The 15,880-nt window shown below is 63.8% G+C and carries 13 protein-coding genes; 6 read left to right on the plus strand and 7 right to left on the minus strand.

What is annotated here, in order from left to right:
• Positions 1–488 (plus strand): ATP-binding protein (locus ECTHA_RS17890; RefSeq protein ID WP_035369563.1); only part of this gene is annotated, 488 nt, incomplete at its 5' end.
• Between the two features lie 140 nt (positions 489–628).
• Here ECTHA_RS17890 and ECTHA_RS19040 read toward each other — a convergent pair.
• From ECTHA_RS19040 to ECTHA_RS17900, 5 genes are all read right to left on the minus strand, one after another.
• Positions 629–961, minus strand: a complete 333-nt coding sequence (locus ECTHA_RS19040) for a hypothetical protein (protein ID WP_128571953.1) — start codon at positions 959–961, stop codon at positions 629–631.
• A 362-nt stretch (positions 962–1,323) separates the two neighbouring features.
• On the minus strand, positions 1,324–2,406 hold the full coding sequence (locus ECTHA_RS0109760; protein WP_025282578.1) for an AAA family ATPase: 1,083 nt from the start codon (positions 2,404–2,406) through the stop codon (positions 1,324–1,326).
• Positions 2,396–2,833, minus strand: coding sequence for a hypothetical protein (locus tag ECTHA_RS0109765; protein WP_025282577.1), 438 nt, complete (start codon positions 2,831–2,833; stop codon positions 2,396–2,398). The genes ECTHA_RS0109760 and ECTHA_RS0109765 overlap by 11 nt, the downstream gene beginning before the upstream one ends.
• A 185-nt stretch (positions 2,834–3,018) precedes the next feature.
• Positions 3,019–3,216, minus strand: coding sequence for a helix-turn-helix transcriptional regulator (locus ECTHA_RS0109770; protein WP_025282576.1), 198 nt, complete (start codon positions 3,214–3,216; stop codon positions 3,019–3,021).
• A 417-nt stretch (positions 3,217–3,633) separates the two neighbouring features.
• Positions 3,634–4,908: a tyrosine-type recombinase/integrase gene (locus ECTHA_RS17900; protein WP_025282575.1), complete on the minus strand. Its 1,275-nt coding sequence runs from the start codon at positions 4,906–4,908 to the stop codon at positions 3,634–3,636.
• A gap of 377 nt (positions 4,909–5,285) precedes the next feature.
• Between ECTHA_RS17900 and ECTHA_RS0109780 the strand changes: the two genes are divergently transcribed.
• The 4 genes from ECTHA_RS0109780 (at position 5,286) to ECTHA_RS0109795 (ending at position 13,290) form a co-directional block, all read left to right on the plus strand.
• On the plus strand, positions 5,286–6,686 hold the full coding sequence (locus ECTHA_RS0109780) for a sigma-54 interaction domain-containing protein (protein WP_158407572.1): 1,401 nt from the start codon (positions 5,286–5,288) through the stop codon (positions 6,684–6,686).
• Positions 6,687–6,991: 305 nt separating this feature from the next.
• Positions 6,992–8,038 (plus strand): porin, encoded by a 1,047-nt coding sequence (locus tag ECTHA_RS0109785; RefSeq protein ID WP_026623702.1) that lies wholly within the window; start codon positions 6,992–6,994, stop codon positions 8,036–8,038.
• A 392-nt stretch (positions 8,039–8,430) separates the two neighbouring features.
• Complete coding sequence (locus ECTHA_RS0109790) at positions 8,431–12,276, plus strand: DUF3683 domain-containing protein (protein WP_025282572.1); 3,846 nt, start codon at positions 8,431–8,433, stop codon at positions 12,274–12,276.
• 156 nt (positions 12,277–12,432) lie between these two features.
• Positions 12,433–13,290 carry an undecaprenyl-diphosphate phosphatase gene (locus ECTHA_RS0109795; RefSeq protein WP_025282571.1) on the plus strand — a complete coding sequence of 286 codons (858 nt, stop codon included), beginning with the start codon at positions 12,433–12,435 and terminating at the stop codon, positions 13,288–13,290.
• A 9-nt stretch (positions 13,291–13,299) separates the two neighbouring features.
• Here ECTHA_RS0109795 and ECTHA_RS0109800 read toward each other — a convergent pair whose 3' ends face one another.
• Both ECTHA_RS0109800 and rpiA read right to left on the minus strand, forming a co-directional pair.
• On the minus strand, positions 13,300–13,500 hold the full coding sequence (locus ECTHA_RS0109800; RefSeq protein ID WP_025282570.1) for a DUF2905 domain-containing protein: 201 nt from the start codon (positions 13,498–13,500) through the stop codon (positions 13,300–13,302).
• Positions 13,501–13,510: 10 nt separating this feature from the next.
• The gene (gene rpiA / locus ECTHA_RS0109805) at positions 13,511–14,170 is read right to left on the minus strand and encodes a ribose-5-phosphate isomerase RpiA (protein WP_025282569.1); all 660 of its coding nucleotides are present in this window, start codon (positions 14,168–14,170) and stop codon (positions 13,511–13,513) included.
• Positions 14,171–14,274: 104 nt separating this feature from the next.
• Between rpiA and ilvA the strand changes: the two genes are divergently transcribed.
• Positions 14,275–15,789: a threonine ammonia-lyase, biosynthetic gene (gene ilvA, locus ECTHA_RS0109810; protein WP_026623703.1), complete on the plus strand. Its 1,515-nt coding sequence runs from the start codon at positions 14,275–14,277 to the stop codon at positions 15,787–15,789.
• Positions 15,790–15,880: the final 91 nt, after the last annotated feature.

Genomic DNA, 15,880 nt, shown 5'->3' on the forward strand with positions numbered 1-15,880 from the left:
TGGCGGCCTGCCAGTGGGTGAAGGAACACCTCAATATCCTCATCACCGGCCCCACCGGGGTTGGCAAAACCTGGCTGGCCTGTGCCTTGGCCCATAAGGCCTGCCGAGAGGGACACACCGCCCACTACGTTCGTCTAACCCGTCTGTTGCGGGACCTGAGCATCGCCCAGGGGGATGGTCAGTACGCACAGCTTCTGGCCACCCTGGCCAAAGTGGATGTCCTGATTCTCGCCGACTGGGGGCTCATGAACCTCAATGCTGAAAACCGCCGTGACCTCCTGGAGGTGTTGGAAGACCGCCACGGCAGACGATCCACCATCGCCACCAGCCAACTGCCCATGGACCAATGGCACGACGTCATCGGTGATGCCACCCTGGCTGATGCCATTCTGGATCGCTTGGTTCACAACGCCTACAAGATCAATCTCAGAGGGGAGTCCATGCGAAAAACCCAGTCCAAGTTGACCGACACCGCAACGTCGGAGTAAGAAGGAAAACCCCGCGTCGCTACGCTCCGATGGGTGGCAGCTTTGCCCCGGTCCGGGTGGCAGGCTTCACGTGGAATGGGTGGCAACCTTCAGCGGTCTACGCACACCAGGGGTTAAAGGTGTGATCGGTCCATGCAATCTCAGTTGTGTCGGCCATGATCGGTTTCCTCTCTCAGCCAGATATTGGCGGCCCTGCGGCCTCGGTTGTCGCGCTTGTGCGGGATAGGCTCAGCGGCGGATGCCTCCAACCAGCGGTTGGCGTACTCCTTCAGCAGCTCGGCCCGGTCGCTGCGGCCCTGGACTCGAGCCAGGACGAACGTCCAATCGCCGTGAAGCATCGGCAGGTCTGCCAGCGGCCCGGGATCTTCGCGTTCTGGAGGAGGGGGTGGTTCGGGCGGTGAGGCCTCCCGGATCATCCCTTGCTGGAGGGCGTCGGCCACGGCCAGGTCGGCCAGGTCTGGGTTATCCGCCATGTCCTCGAGACAGTCCTCGGTGTACCAGTCGAGAGCGGACTCGAGGCAGGCACCATGGCGGTCACAGGCAGCCTCCAGGCGCTGCCGGCCAACGGCTTTGGGGCATGCAACTTCCCCCGGAAACGATGCAACTTTTGGGGTGCTTTTTGAGGCCCCGAGTTGCATGGGTTGCTGGCCCTGAGTTGCGCTCGAGTTGCATGCGTGGTTGCGCTTTAATGCCTTGATTGCCAAGGCTTTGAGGCCTGTGGGTTGCACTGGAGTTGCATCGGTGGTTGCGCTCTCAGGGGTGGAAAGTTGCATGTTGCATCTACTAGGGGGTGCAACCATGCAACTCGAGGAGTTGCGGGGCGTGGTTTTGGCCATCATTTGCGCCTCCCTCCCGACTGCTCAGCCGTCAAGAATCCTCCCTCCCTTGCCCTCCTGGCATGCCGCGAAACGGTGGACTTGTTCAACTCCAGCTCGGTCGCCACCTCGGCCTGAGAAAGCCCTTCGTTGAGGAGATCAACCACCTTGTCAAAGGTGCTCTCCTCCACAGTGCGAGTAACCCACGTCTGGCTCCCATCGGGGCCTGTGGTCAGGGTGGCCTCCAGGCTGCTCACGTCCTCCCCGAGAATGCCCCGGGCCTTCTCAAAGTGGATCTCGAAACAGGCGCCCTGCCTGGGGTCATAGTCCTGCGGACGGGAAAGCCTTATAGACGTGTCGAGCACGTCTTCCCGGCGACTGGTCCCGCGCTGCGCTCCCCCTTTGCCGGCATGGTGGATGAACAGCACAGACCGCCCCGCTGATCGTTGACGCAGTGCCCACGCTTGGGTGGTGCTCCAGCCATCAGCCTCGTTTTCGCGTGTCGCGGTGAGGGTGCTGATGTTGTCCACGACAATCAGCTTGTGCTCAGGGGCGAGGATGGCCTCGATTTCATCCTGACCCTGCGCGGAATCCAGGCGCGGCATCCCTTCGGGTTGCAGGTCGGGGGTGAGAATGTCGAAGGGTGCGGCGGCTTCGTGCTCAGCACTGGCCACGATGGCCGCCAGGCGCTCCTGCATCGCCCCTGCGGGCATTTCTCCGTCAAGGTAGAGCACTCCCCTTGGCTCGGGCGCTCTCCATCCAAGGAAGTCCCCACCAGATGCCACGGCGTAGGCCACCCCGAGGGCGAAGTGGGTCTTGCCGATGCCTCGCTGAGCAAAGACCATGCAAAGCCCCTGAGACGGCAGCCATGGCGTGAGGAGATTTTCCCGGGGCGGGAACTCCTGGGTCAGGAAGTCACGCAAGCCAATGAGTTTGACGGGGCGCCCGCGCTCATCCTCCAGCTCGGGCTGCGGCGCCTCCCGGCCTGCCGTCGGCATGCGCACCACATGGTCATCCCCGTGGCGGCGCGGTGGACGTTTCCCTGCTTTGGCGCGCTCGACATACTCAGCCGCCAGGTCGAGGGGGTTCTTTTCAGATCCCATCGCACACCTCCAGGGCTGCGCGCAGCCGGCATGCCGATGTCAGGGCATACTCCATGACCTCGGCGGGAGGGGTGCGGCCCTCGGCCACGTCCTCCAACACACCAATGACGAGCCACGTCTCGTGCTCCAGGGCGCTCAGGGCGTTGCGGCCCAGCCAGGGGCGGCGGATGGGCTTGTGAGGGCTGTCAGGGGCTGCCAGGGCCTCGGGGAATAAATCCCCCATCTCCAGGCCCCACGCGGTCAGAATGTCGGTGGTGTCATGCCCGGCGAAGTCATGCAGCAGTACGCGGCCATTGTCCAATTCGCGGACGGACACGCTCCCAGTTTTCTGGTCGGGGATCAGCGGAGAGCGAACCATCCACCTCCCGGGACCGCTGCGCTTCACGCCATCGGCGCGGGCGAGAATGTTCTCAACGGGGCGGGTCATTGGTCACCCTCCCCACGGCCCATCAGCCGGTCCAGGGCGTCCAGATAACCCGCACCCACAGGGGCAGCCTTGCGGCGCTTCCAGGATCGTTTCGGGCGGCGGGACGCTCGGCTAGGCTTCTGGTAGACTTGCGAGTGGAACTTGGGGTGACTGCTTTGGCGGTTGCCCTTTTTTTTGCTCATGGCTCACCCCCCGGTAACGCATTGGCGGGTGTGCTCCTCGAGCCAGTCGTCCAGGTCGGTGACCCGGTAGCGGACGAATCGGCCCACCTTCACGAACTTGGGGCCTCGCCCAAGACTGCGCCAGCAGGCAAGGGTCCGCTCGGTCGAGCGGACATAGGTCGCGGCCTCTTTGGGGTTGAGGACCGGGGTTTGCGCTTTCATAGCCATCATTGACCTCGAAGGTTGATGGCCAGGCGGGGTAGGGCGGCAAAAGATACTGTTAGTCTATACAGTTATATCAACGTCTGTGATCGTGTGTGACATTGAACGCACTGTGGAACGCATGTATCCTCGTTGTTGCGTACGATCGGAAGCGGTAGCGGTATCATCCGCCTGCTTCCGTTTTTGCCTCCCGGTCGTGCCTGGCCGGGTTCTGACCCTCGGGGACTCTCACCTCCCCGGGGGTCAACTTTTTGAATGGGATCACCTAGCTCCTTCTGTAGTGGATCACTATGTGACCCCTTGACGTAGATCATCCTAGTGGGCCGCTTATTTGCCTGCAACATGGCAGCACTGGATAGACCTTATCTCGCACGGACTCGCAATTTCCAAAAAAAATGCGAATGCAGCCTTGCATGGCTAGGTAGGCCTCCCGTCTTGTGGTGACCTGGCCTTGGCGGCCTGATCGGTGAACCAGTCGGCCAGTCGCTGCGCCTCGGGCCGGTAGCGGGTCAGGTCGATGGTGTCGTCGTAGTGCTCCATCCGTGTGCTCAACGCGGTGAACTGAGCGCCTTTGCGGTTCGCCAGCAGCTCGGCGGCCAGCGGATCCACTCCCACGGCGTTGACGCCATCAATCCAGGTTCTGCGCAGGTCATGCGGGGTGATGTGCATCCCGATGGCATTGCAGCCTGGGGCCATGCCGTCTCGGATCTCGCGGATGTGTCCCTGCCTGGCTCCCGAGAACAGCGCCGCGAAAGGAAAGTCCCCGCTCCCGGTGAGGGGTCGAAGATCCCGCAGCACCTCCACCACCTGGTCGGCAATCGGGAATGTCCTGGGTGATCGGTGCTTGGTGTCTGCAACATGCAGGGTTCCATCATCCAGATCCACGTCCACCCACCTGCGCTCGAGTAAGTCCGCCAGGCGCAGCCCGGTGAGCATCAGCGCCATTGCTGCGCTGGCCTTGATGACGATGCCGGGATGGGAGTCGGGCGAAGTGCGCGCATCATCCAGTGCCGCCAGGAACGTACCCACCTTGTCCATCGGGATCCTGGTTCTTCGCCCTGGCACATCTCCGCGATACAGACCGGCATCCAGGATCACGTCCACAGGATTGTCGAGGAGCACATACTCCCCGCTCGGGCCTTTCGTCGTTGCGCGGGTGAATCGGAAGATGGCGGCGAGGATCCGCATGGCTTGGTTCGCCTGGGCCAGGCTGGCATCCGCAAGCTTCCCGTATCTCCTGGCCACCATGTCTCGGGTGATCTCCCGCAGGGGCAGGTCTTGCCAGTCCCCAAATGATCCACGGACATGCCGGCGAATGTCGGCCTGGGTGCGATCCGCAAGCGCCTTGCCATCCCTGCGGCGCTTGTTCCGACAGTAGTCCTCGGCGGCCTGGGCCAGTGTGGTGCCGAGAGCGGCCTCCCTGCGCTTTGTCTGGTTCGGATCCTCACCATCGGTCATCTGCACCAGTGCGGCCCGTGCCCGCTTGCGCGCCTCATCAGGCATCAGCACACCATAGCGGCCCAGCGTGACGCGCCTTACGGTCCTGTTCACCCGCCCTTGAGCGATGAACGACCGGGCGCCTTTCGCTGTCACGCGCAACCCGAATCCCGGCAGCCTGTCATCCCAGTACAGGGCCTGGCCGGATTCGGGGATGGGTGCCGACTCGATCGCCTTTTTGCTCCCGAGATTCATGTGTGCGATGCGTTCCGTGTACTCGAATGGAAAGCATCATGGATCAAAAAACATAGATGGTCAACGAACAAGAAAGACGCTAAAGCCTTGCCAGATAAAGGATCATGTGCTTACATAGATTGTAGGCAAAGGTGCCTCGGGGGACTCTGACTCCGTCAACCCAGGTTCGAATCCTGGTCCCCCAGCCATATGCACAAGAAAGGCCCCCGCGTGGGGCCTTTCTTGTGCATATCCGTTTGAGAGGCCCCAGGATTTGAACCTGGAAGGTTCGACGAGCGCCGCGTAGCGGCGCCGGAGAAAAGGTGTCTGTCCCCTTTTCTGTTCCCCAGTTGTCCGTCTGTCCCCGGGTTGCTATCGTTCTGTCCATGACATCACCCGTGAAACCGCCCGCATCCTCGGGCCACATGTTTTCACTGCATCAATCACCGCCGCCACTGGTGCACCCGGATGGCCAGCAGGTGATGGAACTCATTCCCGAACCCTTTCTCATCCTGGATGGCGACCATCGGGTGGTGGCGGCCAACCAGGCCGCGGCCGACCTGTTCTCCCAGACCCGTGGCATGCTGATGGGGCAGGGGTGCCAGGAACTGCTCTTTGGTCTGTCCGGCGCCTGTCCCGGCGACGATGCCTGTCCGCTAACTCTACAACCCGGCGAGGTGAGGGTGAGTGAGCAGCGGGTTGAGGCCCGCAACCATCAAGGGCGGTCACGCCCGCTGAAGATCCGGTTGAGCCGCATGGCGGGCGATGCCGAGGGTCTGGTGGGCTTGCAACTCCTGGCGGAGAACGGTGGGCAGGAGTCGAAGGGTGCGGAGACATCTCAGGTGGTGGGCCGCTCCAGCGCCATGTCCAGGCTCATGCATGTGGTGGAACGCGTGGCACCCACCAGCGCCACCGTCCTGCTGCTGGGGGAAAGCGGCGTCGGCAAGGAGCGGGTGGCCGAGCACCTGCATCGCTGCTCCGAGCGCGCCGACGGCCCCCTGGTGGTGGTGGACTGCTCGGCCCTGGGTGAGCAACTCATCGAGGCCGAGCTGTTCGGTTACGAAAAGGGGGCCTTCACCGGCGCCGACCGGCGCAAGATCGGACTGTTCGAGGCCGCCCAGGGTGGCACCCTGTTCATCGACGAGGTAGGGGAGATGCCCCTGGCCATGCAGAGCAAGCTGCTGCGTGCCCTGGAGGCCTCCCGCATCCGTCGCGTGGGGGGTACGGACTACATCGATGTGGACGCCCGGGTGGTGGCCGCCACCCATCGGGACCTGGGCGCGATGGTGGCCCGGGGCGAATTCCGTGAAGACCTCTACTACCGCCTGGCCGCCTTCCCCGTGGACATCCCGCCGCTGCGGGAGCGTCGGGAGGACATCGTGGCCCTGGCCGAGCACTTCCTCGAACAGGCCGGCGGCGCTCACCAGTTGCCCCTGTCCCGGTCGGTGGCGGAGCTGCTCACCGAGTATCCGTTCCCCGGTAATGTCCGGGAGCTGAAGAACATCATCAGCCGCGCCGCCATCCTGGCCGGCTCCGGGCCCGTATTGCCCGAACACATTGCCTTTCAGTCCCGCCAGGGCCCTGCTGCTCCACCTGCCCGTGAAGATCGCGAGATGCGGGCCGATGGCAACACCCTGCCTTTCCCGCCGCCGCGCCGCACCCGCAACGGCCTCACCCGGGAACGCATCCGCGCCGCCCTGGAGGCCAGTGACGGCCATCGGGCCGAGGCCGCTCAGCGCCTGGGGGTGAGCGAGCGCACCCTGTACCGACACCTGCAACGGCTCTCCGAGGTGGACTGACGTCCCACGGTTTCGTGAGTCTCCCTCCTGCCCGCGCCCGCCCCGTGCGGGCGGATCCTGCCCGCGAAAGCGAGCCCTGACCCTCTTCCGGGTCTCGCCCTCCTGCCGGTGGGGTCTGTATCAAAAACACAACAAGCATGCAATGTCATGTCATTGTCATGTTAACGGCAGTTGTGTTGGGCGAGTGTTGTAATTATGCAGCCCATGAATCAGTCACTTAGCACTTGGCACGGCACCTGCATTGTTGTGGTTGGCTGACAAGCTCAGACAAATACACAAGAATTCCCTGCAGAGGACTCATTCCAATGAAAAAAACCGTACTCGCATTTGCAGTCGCCGCCGCCGTGGGCGTGCCCGCCGCCGCTGCTGCCGACACCACCCTGTATGGCCGTTTGAACGTGTCCCTGGATTTTGTGGATAACGGTGAAGACTCTTCCGCGCAGTTGGCTTCCAACTCTTCCCGTCTGGGTGTTCGTGGTTCGGAGGATCTGGGATTTGCTGGTCTGCGCGGCGTGTACCAAATTGAGGCCGCACTGCAGGGTGCAGAAGATGACGTCAACCGCGCTTTTGGCGGTAGCGATCTGACCGCTCGCAACACCTACCTTGGCCTTGCCGGCAATTTCGGTGAAGTCCGTCTTGGTAAGCACGACACGCCTTACAAAATGGCCACGCTGCCCCTGAATTTCTTTGCGGATACCCTGGGTGACAAGCATCACGTGGTCAGTCGCGCTGGTGCTGCTGGCGCCGGTGCCGAGGGTACGTTCTATCGTCGACTGGATAACACGCTGCTGTACATGTCCCCGGATCTGGACGGTCTGCGTTTCATGGGCTCCTACACCACTGATCGTAACGATGATACTCCCTCTGACACGGCCAATGACCTCGACGCCTTCTCGCTGGCAGCCACGTTCAATCAAGGGCCCATGTATCTGGCGGTCGCCTATGAGCAGCACAACTTGGATAGCGATGACATCAAGGCCTGGAAAGTGGGTGGAACCTATCAGATTCAGGATCTGACCCTGGCGGCCATGTATGAAAACATCGATCTGGATTTTGATGATCGGGATGCCTTCCACCTGGGTCTGAAGTATCAGCTGGGTCAGGCCTATGTGATGGGTTCCTACACGCACGCGGGTGAACTGTCAAACGATGACGAAGCCCAGATGTTTGCCGTCGGCGGTGGTTATGACTTTACCCGTCGCACCGGTATCTACGCTGTCTATGCTCAGGTCAACAACGATGACTTCGGCGCTTATGGTCTGGCGGGTTCCGGCAAGGGTAAGGGCGTTACCCCCGATGGTGTCGATCAGAACGTCAAGGGCTTCCAGCTCGGCGTGACCCACAACTTCTAAGAAGTCGGTCCCAACAACCGACCCGCATACCCGCCGCTTGCCGGCGGGATGCAAGAAGCACTCAGAGCGTGGCAGGGTTCTCCCTTGTCACGCTTTTTTTTTGCTGTCCCCGTGGATCTCTCTCCTAACTGATCCCCCATCCCCCCGTAGCAATCCCCCCATCCCCCCGTAGGGGCGCTTCGAGAAGCGCCCGGCCGCCGCCAACGATGCCACCTAATCCCCACCCGTCAGGCCATCCACGTGAGCCACCCCGCCGGGGGTCGTTCGCGAACGACCCGTACGTGGCTTGGGGTTGCCGAGAGAGTCCTGGCCAACGCCGGCCCCAGCTTGTCACCCCCGGCTTCCCCCTGCTACTCTGCTCAGTTCTCTCCGCAATCCCCCTCCCCGCACCCATGACCTCAACCACCCGCATTCGCGAGATTCCCTACAACTACACCTCCTATTCCGATCGCGAGATCGTCCTTCGTTTTCTCGGACAGCCCATGTGGGATGTCCTCAATGAACTGCGCGGCGAGCGCCGTACCGGTGTGTCCGCCCGCATGTTGTTCGAAGTGCTCGGGGACATGTGGGTGGTTACCCGCAATCCCTACATCCAGGACGACCTGATGGCCGACCGCAAGCGCCTGGGCAATCTGGTGGGCGCCATGGACCATCGTGTGGATCAGATCATCGCCCGGGCCCAGGGCAATGAGCGTGCCCTTGCCTTGGCCGAAGAGGCTCGTCAGGCCGTGCGCCGGTTCGAGGCCTGGTTCCCGGCGCAGCGCGAACTGCGCGCCCGGGTGCGCCGGCGCTTGATGAAGTACACCCGCAAGGACAACATTCAGTTCGATGGCCTGGCCCGGGTGTCCCATGTGACCGATGCCACCGACTGGCGTGTGGAGCTGCCCTTTGTGGTGGTGAATCCCGATTCCGAGGAAGAGATGGCCGCGATTGTGGCCGCCTGCCTGGAACTGGGGCTGACCGTCATTCCCCGTGGCGGCGGCACCGGCTATACCGGCGGCGCCGTGCCACTCACCGACGATGCCGCGGTGATCAACACCGAAAAGCTGGATGCCGTGGGCGAGGTGGAATTCCTGCGCCTGCCCGGCGTGGATCAACAGGTGGCCACCGTTCGCGCCGAGGCCGGGGTGGTCACCCGCCGGGTGGCCGAATCCGCGGCTCGGGGGGGGCATGTGTTCGCCGTGGATCCCACCTCCCAGGATGCCTCCACCATCGGCGGCAACATCGCCATGAATGCCGGCGGCAAGAAGGCCGTGCTCTGGGGGACCGCCCTGGACAACCTGGTCTCCTGGCGCATGGTCACTCCCGATGCCCGCTGGGTGGAGGTGGAACGCCTGAACCACAACCTGGGCAAGATCCACGACCAGGAAGAGGTGACCTTCCGGGTGAGCCGTTACCAGGCCGACGGGCGCACCCTGGACGGCGAGCCCCAGATCCTGTCCTTCCCCGGCAAGACCTGCCGCAAGGAGGGGCTGGGCAAGGATGTGACCGACAAGCGTCTGCAGGACCTGCCCGGGGTGCAGAAGGAAGGCTGCGACGGCCTGATCACCTCGGCCGTGTTCGTGGTCCATCAGATGGCCGCCCATATGCGCACCGTGTGCCTGGAGTTCTACGGCACCGACCTGCACGAGGCGGTGCCCGCCATCGTCGAGATCAAGGATGCCCTGGAGGCCGATCCCAAGGTGCAGCTGGCGGGGCTGGAACACCTGGACGAGCGCTATGTGCGCGCCGTGCGCTACACCCCCAAGGGGGCCCGCCGCGAACGCCCCAAGATGCTGCTGGTGGCCGATCTGGCCTCCGAGGACGAGAAGGCGGTGGCCGAGGCCGCGTCGCGCATGGTGCGCCTGGCCAATGCCCGCAACGGCGACGGCTTCATCGCCATCAGCCCCGAGGCCCGTCAGCGTTTCTGGGCCGACCGCTCCCGCACCGCAGCCATCGCCGCCCACACCAACGCCTTCAAGATCAACGAGGACGTGGTGATTCCCCTGGATCGACTGGGCGAGTACAGCGAGGGGATTGAACGCATCAACATCCAGCAGTCCATGGCCAACAAGCTGCGCATGGCCGAGGAGATCCTGGCCTGCCTGGCCAAGGACCACAAGGCCCTGGTGGATAAACTGGGACTGGACAACGACGAGGCCCGCACCTGGTTCGAGAAGCGTCGTCGCGCCGCCGAAGACCTGGTGACCGCGGTACGCGACCGCTGGCAGGCGATCCGGGATCACCTGGAATCCGATGCCCGCGAACATGACGTCCTGCTGGACGACAAGGCCAGGGAAGACTTGCGGCCCGGAGATCGACTGATCCAGCTCATCCTGCGCCGCAGCCTGGTGATCTCCTACCGGCGCGAGATCGAGGATCCACTCTACGAGATCTTCGATGGCCGCGATCTGGACCCGGTGCGCCAGAACATCCAGCAGATCCATGACCGGGTGCTCACCAGTCGCCTGTTCGTGGCCCTGCACATGCACGCCGGCGACGGCAACGTGCACACCAACATCCCGGTCAACTCCAACGACTACGCCATGATGCACGAGGCCGAGCGCATCGTGGATCAGGTGATGGACCTGGCCCGCCATCTGGGCGGTGTGATCTCCGGTGAGCATGGCATCGGGCTCACCAAGATGCAGTATCTGGAGCCCGAGGATGTGGAGGCCTTTGCCGAGTACAAGCGCCGCGTCGATCCCCAGGACCGCTTCAACCGCGGCAAGCTGCGCGCTGGCTCCGGCCTGACCACCGCCTACACCCCGTCGCTACGGCTGGTGCAGGAGGAGGCCCTGATCCTGGAGCAGAGCGAGCTGGGCGACCTCAACGATGACATCAAGGACTGCCTGCGCTGTGGCAAGTGCAAGCCCGTGTGCAACACCCATGTGCCCCGGGCCAATCTGCTGTATTCGCCGCGCAACAAGATCCTGGCCACCGGGCTGATCATCGAGGCCTTTCTGTACGAGGAGCAGACCCGCCGCGGCCTGTCCTTCCGGCATTTCGATGAACTCAACGATGTGGCGGATCACTGCACCGTCTGCCACAAGTGCCTCACGCCCTGCCCGGTGGACATCGACTTCGGCGAAGTCACCTCCCGGATGCGCGCCATCCTCATGGATCGTGGTCAGCGCAAGACCAGCCTGGCGGCCCGGGTGTCCATGGCCTTCCTGAATATCAAGGACCCGTCCACAGTGAAGGTGATGCGCAAGGCCCTGGCCCAATGGGGCTTTGCCGGTCAGCGCATGGGGCATCAGGTGTTCCGTCGCCTCGGGTTGCTCAATGGGAACAAGCGCCCGTCGGCCACCACCGGCAAGGCGCCCATCCAGGAGCAGGTCATCCACATGGTGAAAAACCCCTTGCCGGCGGGGCTGCCCAAGCAGACCACCCGGGCCATGCTGGGTCTGGAAGACCCGAGCCAGGTGGCGATCGTCCGCGATCCGGCCCAGGTGGAAGAGAACGGCGAGGCGGTGTTCTATTTCCCCGGCTGCGGCTCCGAGCGGCTGTTCAGCCAGGTGGGCCTGGCCACCCTGGCCATGCTCTATCGCACTGGCGCCCAGACCGTGCTGCCTCCGGGTTACCTGTGCTGCGGCTATCCCCAGGAAGCCGCCGGTGACAAGGCCCGAGGGCGTGCCATCACCACCGAGAACCGGGTGCTGTTCCACCGGGTGGCCAACACCCTGAACTATCTGGACATCAAGACGGTGGTGGTGTCCTGCGGTACCTGCATGGATCAGTTGCTCAAGTACGAGTTCGAGCGTATCTTCCCCGGTTGCCGTCTGCTGGACATCCACGAGTATCTGATGGAGAAGGGCGTGAAGCTGGAGGGCGTGGAAGGGGTGCAGTATCTCTACCACGACCCCTGCCACAGCCCCATGAAGACCTACACCCCCACCGAGGTGGCCGGCGACCTTCTGGGTCAGCCCGTGACCCTGTCGGATCGCTGCTGTGGCGAGGCGGGCACCTTCGCGGTGAGTCGCCCGGACGTGGCCACCCAGGTGCGTTTCCGCAAGCAGGAGGAGATCCACAAGGGCGTCACCCAGCTCAGCGGCGAGCCCGTGGCCGTGGGCGGCAACGTGAAGATGCTCACCGCCTGCCCGGCCTGTCAGCAGGGCCTGTCCCGTTATCGTGAGGATACGGGGACGGAGACGGATTACATCGTCGTGGAGATGGCCAATGCCCTGATGGGCCAGAGCTGGCAGCAGGAGTTCATCCAGAAGGCGCGCAGCGGCGGGATCGAAAAAGTGCTTCTGTAACCAAAACCAAGAGCCCCTCTCCCCTAAGGGGAGAGGGGTTGGGGTGAGGGGAGGGCAAACCCGGCACCACGCCCGCCGCCGCCCCTCATCCCCGGCCCTTCTCCCCGGAGGGGAGAAGGGAGTTTCATACCAACAACCAAGACAGCAGGATCCCACATGGCTCTATGGATAGCCGTGCTCCTGGGCATCATCCAGGGCGTGTTCATGTTCCTCCCCGTCAGTTCCACCGCCCACATGGTGCTGGCGGAACACTGGCTCATCGGCCGTGGGGAATCCCTGCCGCCACCGGACAGCCCGGAGATGATCCTGTTCGCCCTGGTGGTGCATGTGGGTACCCTGGTGTCCATCATCGTGGTCTTCTGGACCAGCCTGTGGCGCTTCACTCTGGGGGCCCTGGGCGGGGCCTGGCAGTGGGCAGGGCAGGGGGGGCGGGGGCCGGCGCCCCTGTACTGGCGCCTGTTCTGGCTGGGGATGTTCTCGGTGCTCTGCACCGGCCTGCTGGGCCTGGCCTTCAAGGCCGCCTTCGAGCAGATATTCGCCCATCCCTGGATGATCGCCATCACCCTCACCCTGACCGGCATCCTGCTGTGGTGGACGGATCGCCTGTCGCCGCGAAAGCGGGGCCTCAAGGGCATCAACTGGCGGGTGGCCGGGGTCATCGGTCTGGCCCAGGGGCTGGCCCTGATGCCGGGGCTGTCGCGCAGTGCCATGACCATCATGTTCTCCCTCTTCGCCGGCCTCAAGCGACGCTGGGCGGCGGAGTACAGCTTCTTCCTGGCCATCCCCACCATCTGCGCCGCCACGCTGGTGCAGGCCATCCAGGTCCATCGGGCCGACGAGCCCGTGGTCATCGGCCTGGCGCCCCTGGCGGTGGGCTTCGTGGTGGCGGCGGTGGTGGGGATCATCTCCCTGAAGCTGGTGATCTACTTCCTGTATCGGGCGCAGTTGAAGGTGTTCTCGTTCTACGTCTGGTTCCTGGCCCTGGCGGTGGCCATGGGGTGGCTGGGGGTATGATCGGCGCGATCAGCGGTTGAAGAACCACAGCACCACCGACAGCAGCACGCTGACGATGATGGCTGTGGTGATGGGGAAGTAGAAGCTGAAGTTCTCCCGCTGGATGATGATGTCCCCGGGCAGCCGCCCCAGCCCCAGCTTGCTGATCCAGGGCCAGGCGAGGCCCACGACGATCAGGATGATGCCCAGGATGATGAGTGTGCGTGCCATGGGGTGGACATCACCTCAAGGTCCGAACGCCATCCTTCCCGCTCAGGATCAGCACGTCCGCCGGACGTCTGGCGAAGATCCCCACGGTGACCACCCCGGCGATCTGATTCAACTGACCCTCCAGCTCCACCGGGTTGGCGATGTGCAGGTTGTGGATGTCCAGGATCAGGTTGCCATTGTCGGTGGTGAAGCCCTGGCGCAGTTCCGGCTGACCGCCCATCTTCAGGATTTCCCGGGCCACAAAACTGCGGGCCATGGGGATGACTTCCACGGGTAGGGGAAAGGCCCCCAGCATGCCCACCAGCTTGGATTCGTCGGCGATGCAGACGAACTTCTCGCTGGCCGCGGCGACGATCTTTTCCCGGGTGAGGGCGCCGCCGCCGCCCTTGATCAGGTGCAGGTGCTCGGTGGCCTCGTCGGCGCCGTCCACGTACAGGGGCAGCTGCCCGGCGCTGTTGAGGTCCATCACCGGGATGCCGTGCTTGCGCAGACGCTCGGCGCTCACCTCCGAGGAGGCCACCGTGCCCTCGATGCGGGCCTTCATGCCGGCCAGCAGGTCGATGAAGTGGTTGGCCGTGGAACCGGTGCCCACGCCCACGATCATGTCGTCTTCCACGTATTGCAGGGCCGCTTCGGCGGCGGCCTTTTTCAGTTGGTCGGCATTGCTCATGCTCGGGTCTCTCCTCTGGTTTTGTGAGGGGATTCTACGCAGGAGACGGGAGGATAAGCCAGCCCGCCTTGCGGCCCTTGAACCCCCCGCTGTATCTTGAGGGGATGTCCTATCCCTACCTGCAGAAGATCCTCACAGCCCGGGTCTACGATGTGGCGCGCGAAACGCCGCTGGACCCCATGCCCACCCTCACACGCCGCCTGGGTAACCAGATTCTGCTCAAGCGGGAAGACCTGCAACCGGTCTTCTCCTTCAAGCTGCGCGGCGCCTACCACAAGATCGTCAACCTCCCCAGGGAAGTCCGCGAAAAGGGGGTGATCTGTGCCTCGGCCGGCAACCATGCCCAGGGGGTGGCGCTGGCGGGGAAACGGTTGGGCATCAAGGCGGTGATCGTCATGCCCCAGACCACGCCCTCCATCAAGGTGGAAGCCGTGCGCGCCCTGGGTGGGGAGACCATCCTGCACGGGGATTCCTACGATGATGCCTACCAGCTCACCCAGGAGTTGATGGAAAAGCATGGCTACGCCTTCATCCATCCCTTCGACGACCCGGATGTGATCGCAGGCCAGGGCACGGTGGCCATGGAACTGCTGCGCCAGCACCCCGACCCCCTGGACGCGGTGTTCATTCCCGTGGGTGGCGGTGGCCTGGCGGCGGGTATGGCGGTGTACATCAAGGCCCTGCGCCCGGACATCAAGGTGATCGGCGTGGAGCCCGAGGACGCCCCCTCCATGCACGATGCCCTGGAGAAGAAACGGCGCATCATCCTGGATCAGGTGGGCATCTTTGCCGACGGCGTGGCCGTGCGCCAGGCAGGCAAGGAGAATTACCGGATCTGCCGGGAGCACATGGACGAGGTGATCCTGGTCACCACCGACGAGATCTGCGCCGCCACCAAGGATGTCTTTGACGACACCCGGGTGATGGCCGAGCCGGCCGGTGCCCTGTCGGTGGCAGGGCTCAAGAAATACATCGAGCGTGAGGGTGTGCGTGATGGCCGCTACGCGGCGGTGCTCAGCGGCGCCAACATCAATTTCGATCGCCTGCGGCATGTGACCGAGCGGGCGGAGTTGGGTGAGCATCGGGAAGCCTTGTTCGCGGCCACGATTCCCGAGCGCCCCGGGAGCTTTCGCGCCTTCTGCGAGGCCATCGGCAAGCGCGGCATCACCGAGTTCAACTATCGCTATGCGGACCGGAACGAGGCCCATATCTTCGTGGGGGTGCAGCTCAGCGGCGGCGAGCCGGAGGGCCGGGCCCTGCTGGAGGACCTGCGGGCCAAGGGCTACCCCATCGAGGATCTGAGCGGCAACGAGATGGCCAAGGTGCACCTGCGCCACATGGTGGGCGGGCACGCCGGTCATGCGGGAGATGAGATGATCTACCGCTTCGAGTTTCCCGAGCGGCCGGGGGCGTTGATGCGTTTTCTGTCACAAATGGGGCAGGACTGGAACATCAGTCTGTTCCACTACCGTAATCACGGGGCTGCCTACGGGCGGGTGCTGGTGGGCATCCAGGTCCCGCCCGGGGACAAGCAGCGGTTTCGGCGGTTCTTGAAGGAGCTGGGGTATACCCACTGGGAAGAAACGGAGAATCCGGTGTACCGGTTGTTCCTGGGTTGAGGAAGGACACCCTTCTCCCCCTTGGGGAGAAGGGCTGGGAATGAGGGGTGGCGGTGGGCAGGGTGCCTGGGTTTGCCCCTCACCCCAACCC

Origin of the sequence: Ectothiorhodospira haloalkaliphila ATCC 51935, assembly GCF_000633935.1 — a bacterium.
GTDB classification, from domain to species: Bacteria; Pseudomonadota; Gammaproteobacteria; order Ectothiorhodospirales; family Ectothiorhodospiraceae; genus Ectothiorhodospira; species Ectothiorhodospira haloalkaliphila.

Bases quoted from the DNA above. Each gene is read 5' to 3' on its own strand.
- ECTHA_RS0109785 (WP_026623702.1), top strand. From the start codon at position 6,992: ATGAAAAAAACCGTACTCGCATTTGCAGTCGCCGCCGCCGTGGGCGTG.
- rpiA (WP_025282569.1), bottom strand. From the start codon at position 14,170: ATGAGCAATGCCGACCAACTGAAAAAGGCCGCCGCCGAAGCGGCCCTG.
- ECTHA_RS17900 (WP_025282575.1), bottom strand. From the start codon at position 4,908: ATGAATCTCGGGAGCAAAAAGGCGATCGAGTCGGCACCCATCCCCGAA.
- ECTHA_RS0109800 (WP_025282570.1), bottom strand. From the start codon at position 13,500: ATGGCACGCACACTCATCATCCTGGGCATCATCCTGATCGTCGTGGGC.
- ECTHA_RS0109795 (WP_025282571.1), top strand. From the start codon at position 12,433: ATGGCTCTATGGATAGCCGTGCTCCTGGGCATCATCCAGGGCGTGTTC.
- ECTHA_RS0109760 (WP_025282578.1), bottom strand. From the start codon at position 2,406: ATGGGATCTGAAAAGAACCCCCTCGACCTGGCGGCTGAGTATGTCGAG.
- ilvA (WP_026623703.1), top strand. From the start codon at position 14,275: ATGTCCTATCCCTACCTGCAGAAGATCCTCACAGCCCGGGTCTACGAT.
- ECTHA_RS19040 (WP_128571953.1), bottom strand. From the start codon at position 961: ATGGCGGATAACCCAGACCTGGCCGACCTGGCCGTGGCCGACGCCCTC.
- ECTHA_RS0109790 (WP_025282572.1), top strand. From the start codon at position 8,431: ATGACCTCAACCACCCGCATTCGCGAGATTCCCTACAACTACACCTCC.
- ECTHA_RS0109765 (WP_025282577.1), bottom strand. From the start codon at position 2,833: ATGACCCGCCCCGTTGAGAACATTCTCGCCCGCGCCGATGGCGTGAAG.
- ECTHA_RS0109770 (WP_025282576.1), bottom strand. From the start codon at position 3,216: ATGAAAGCGCAAACCCCGGTCCTCAACCCCAAAGAGGCCGCGACCTAT.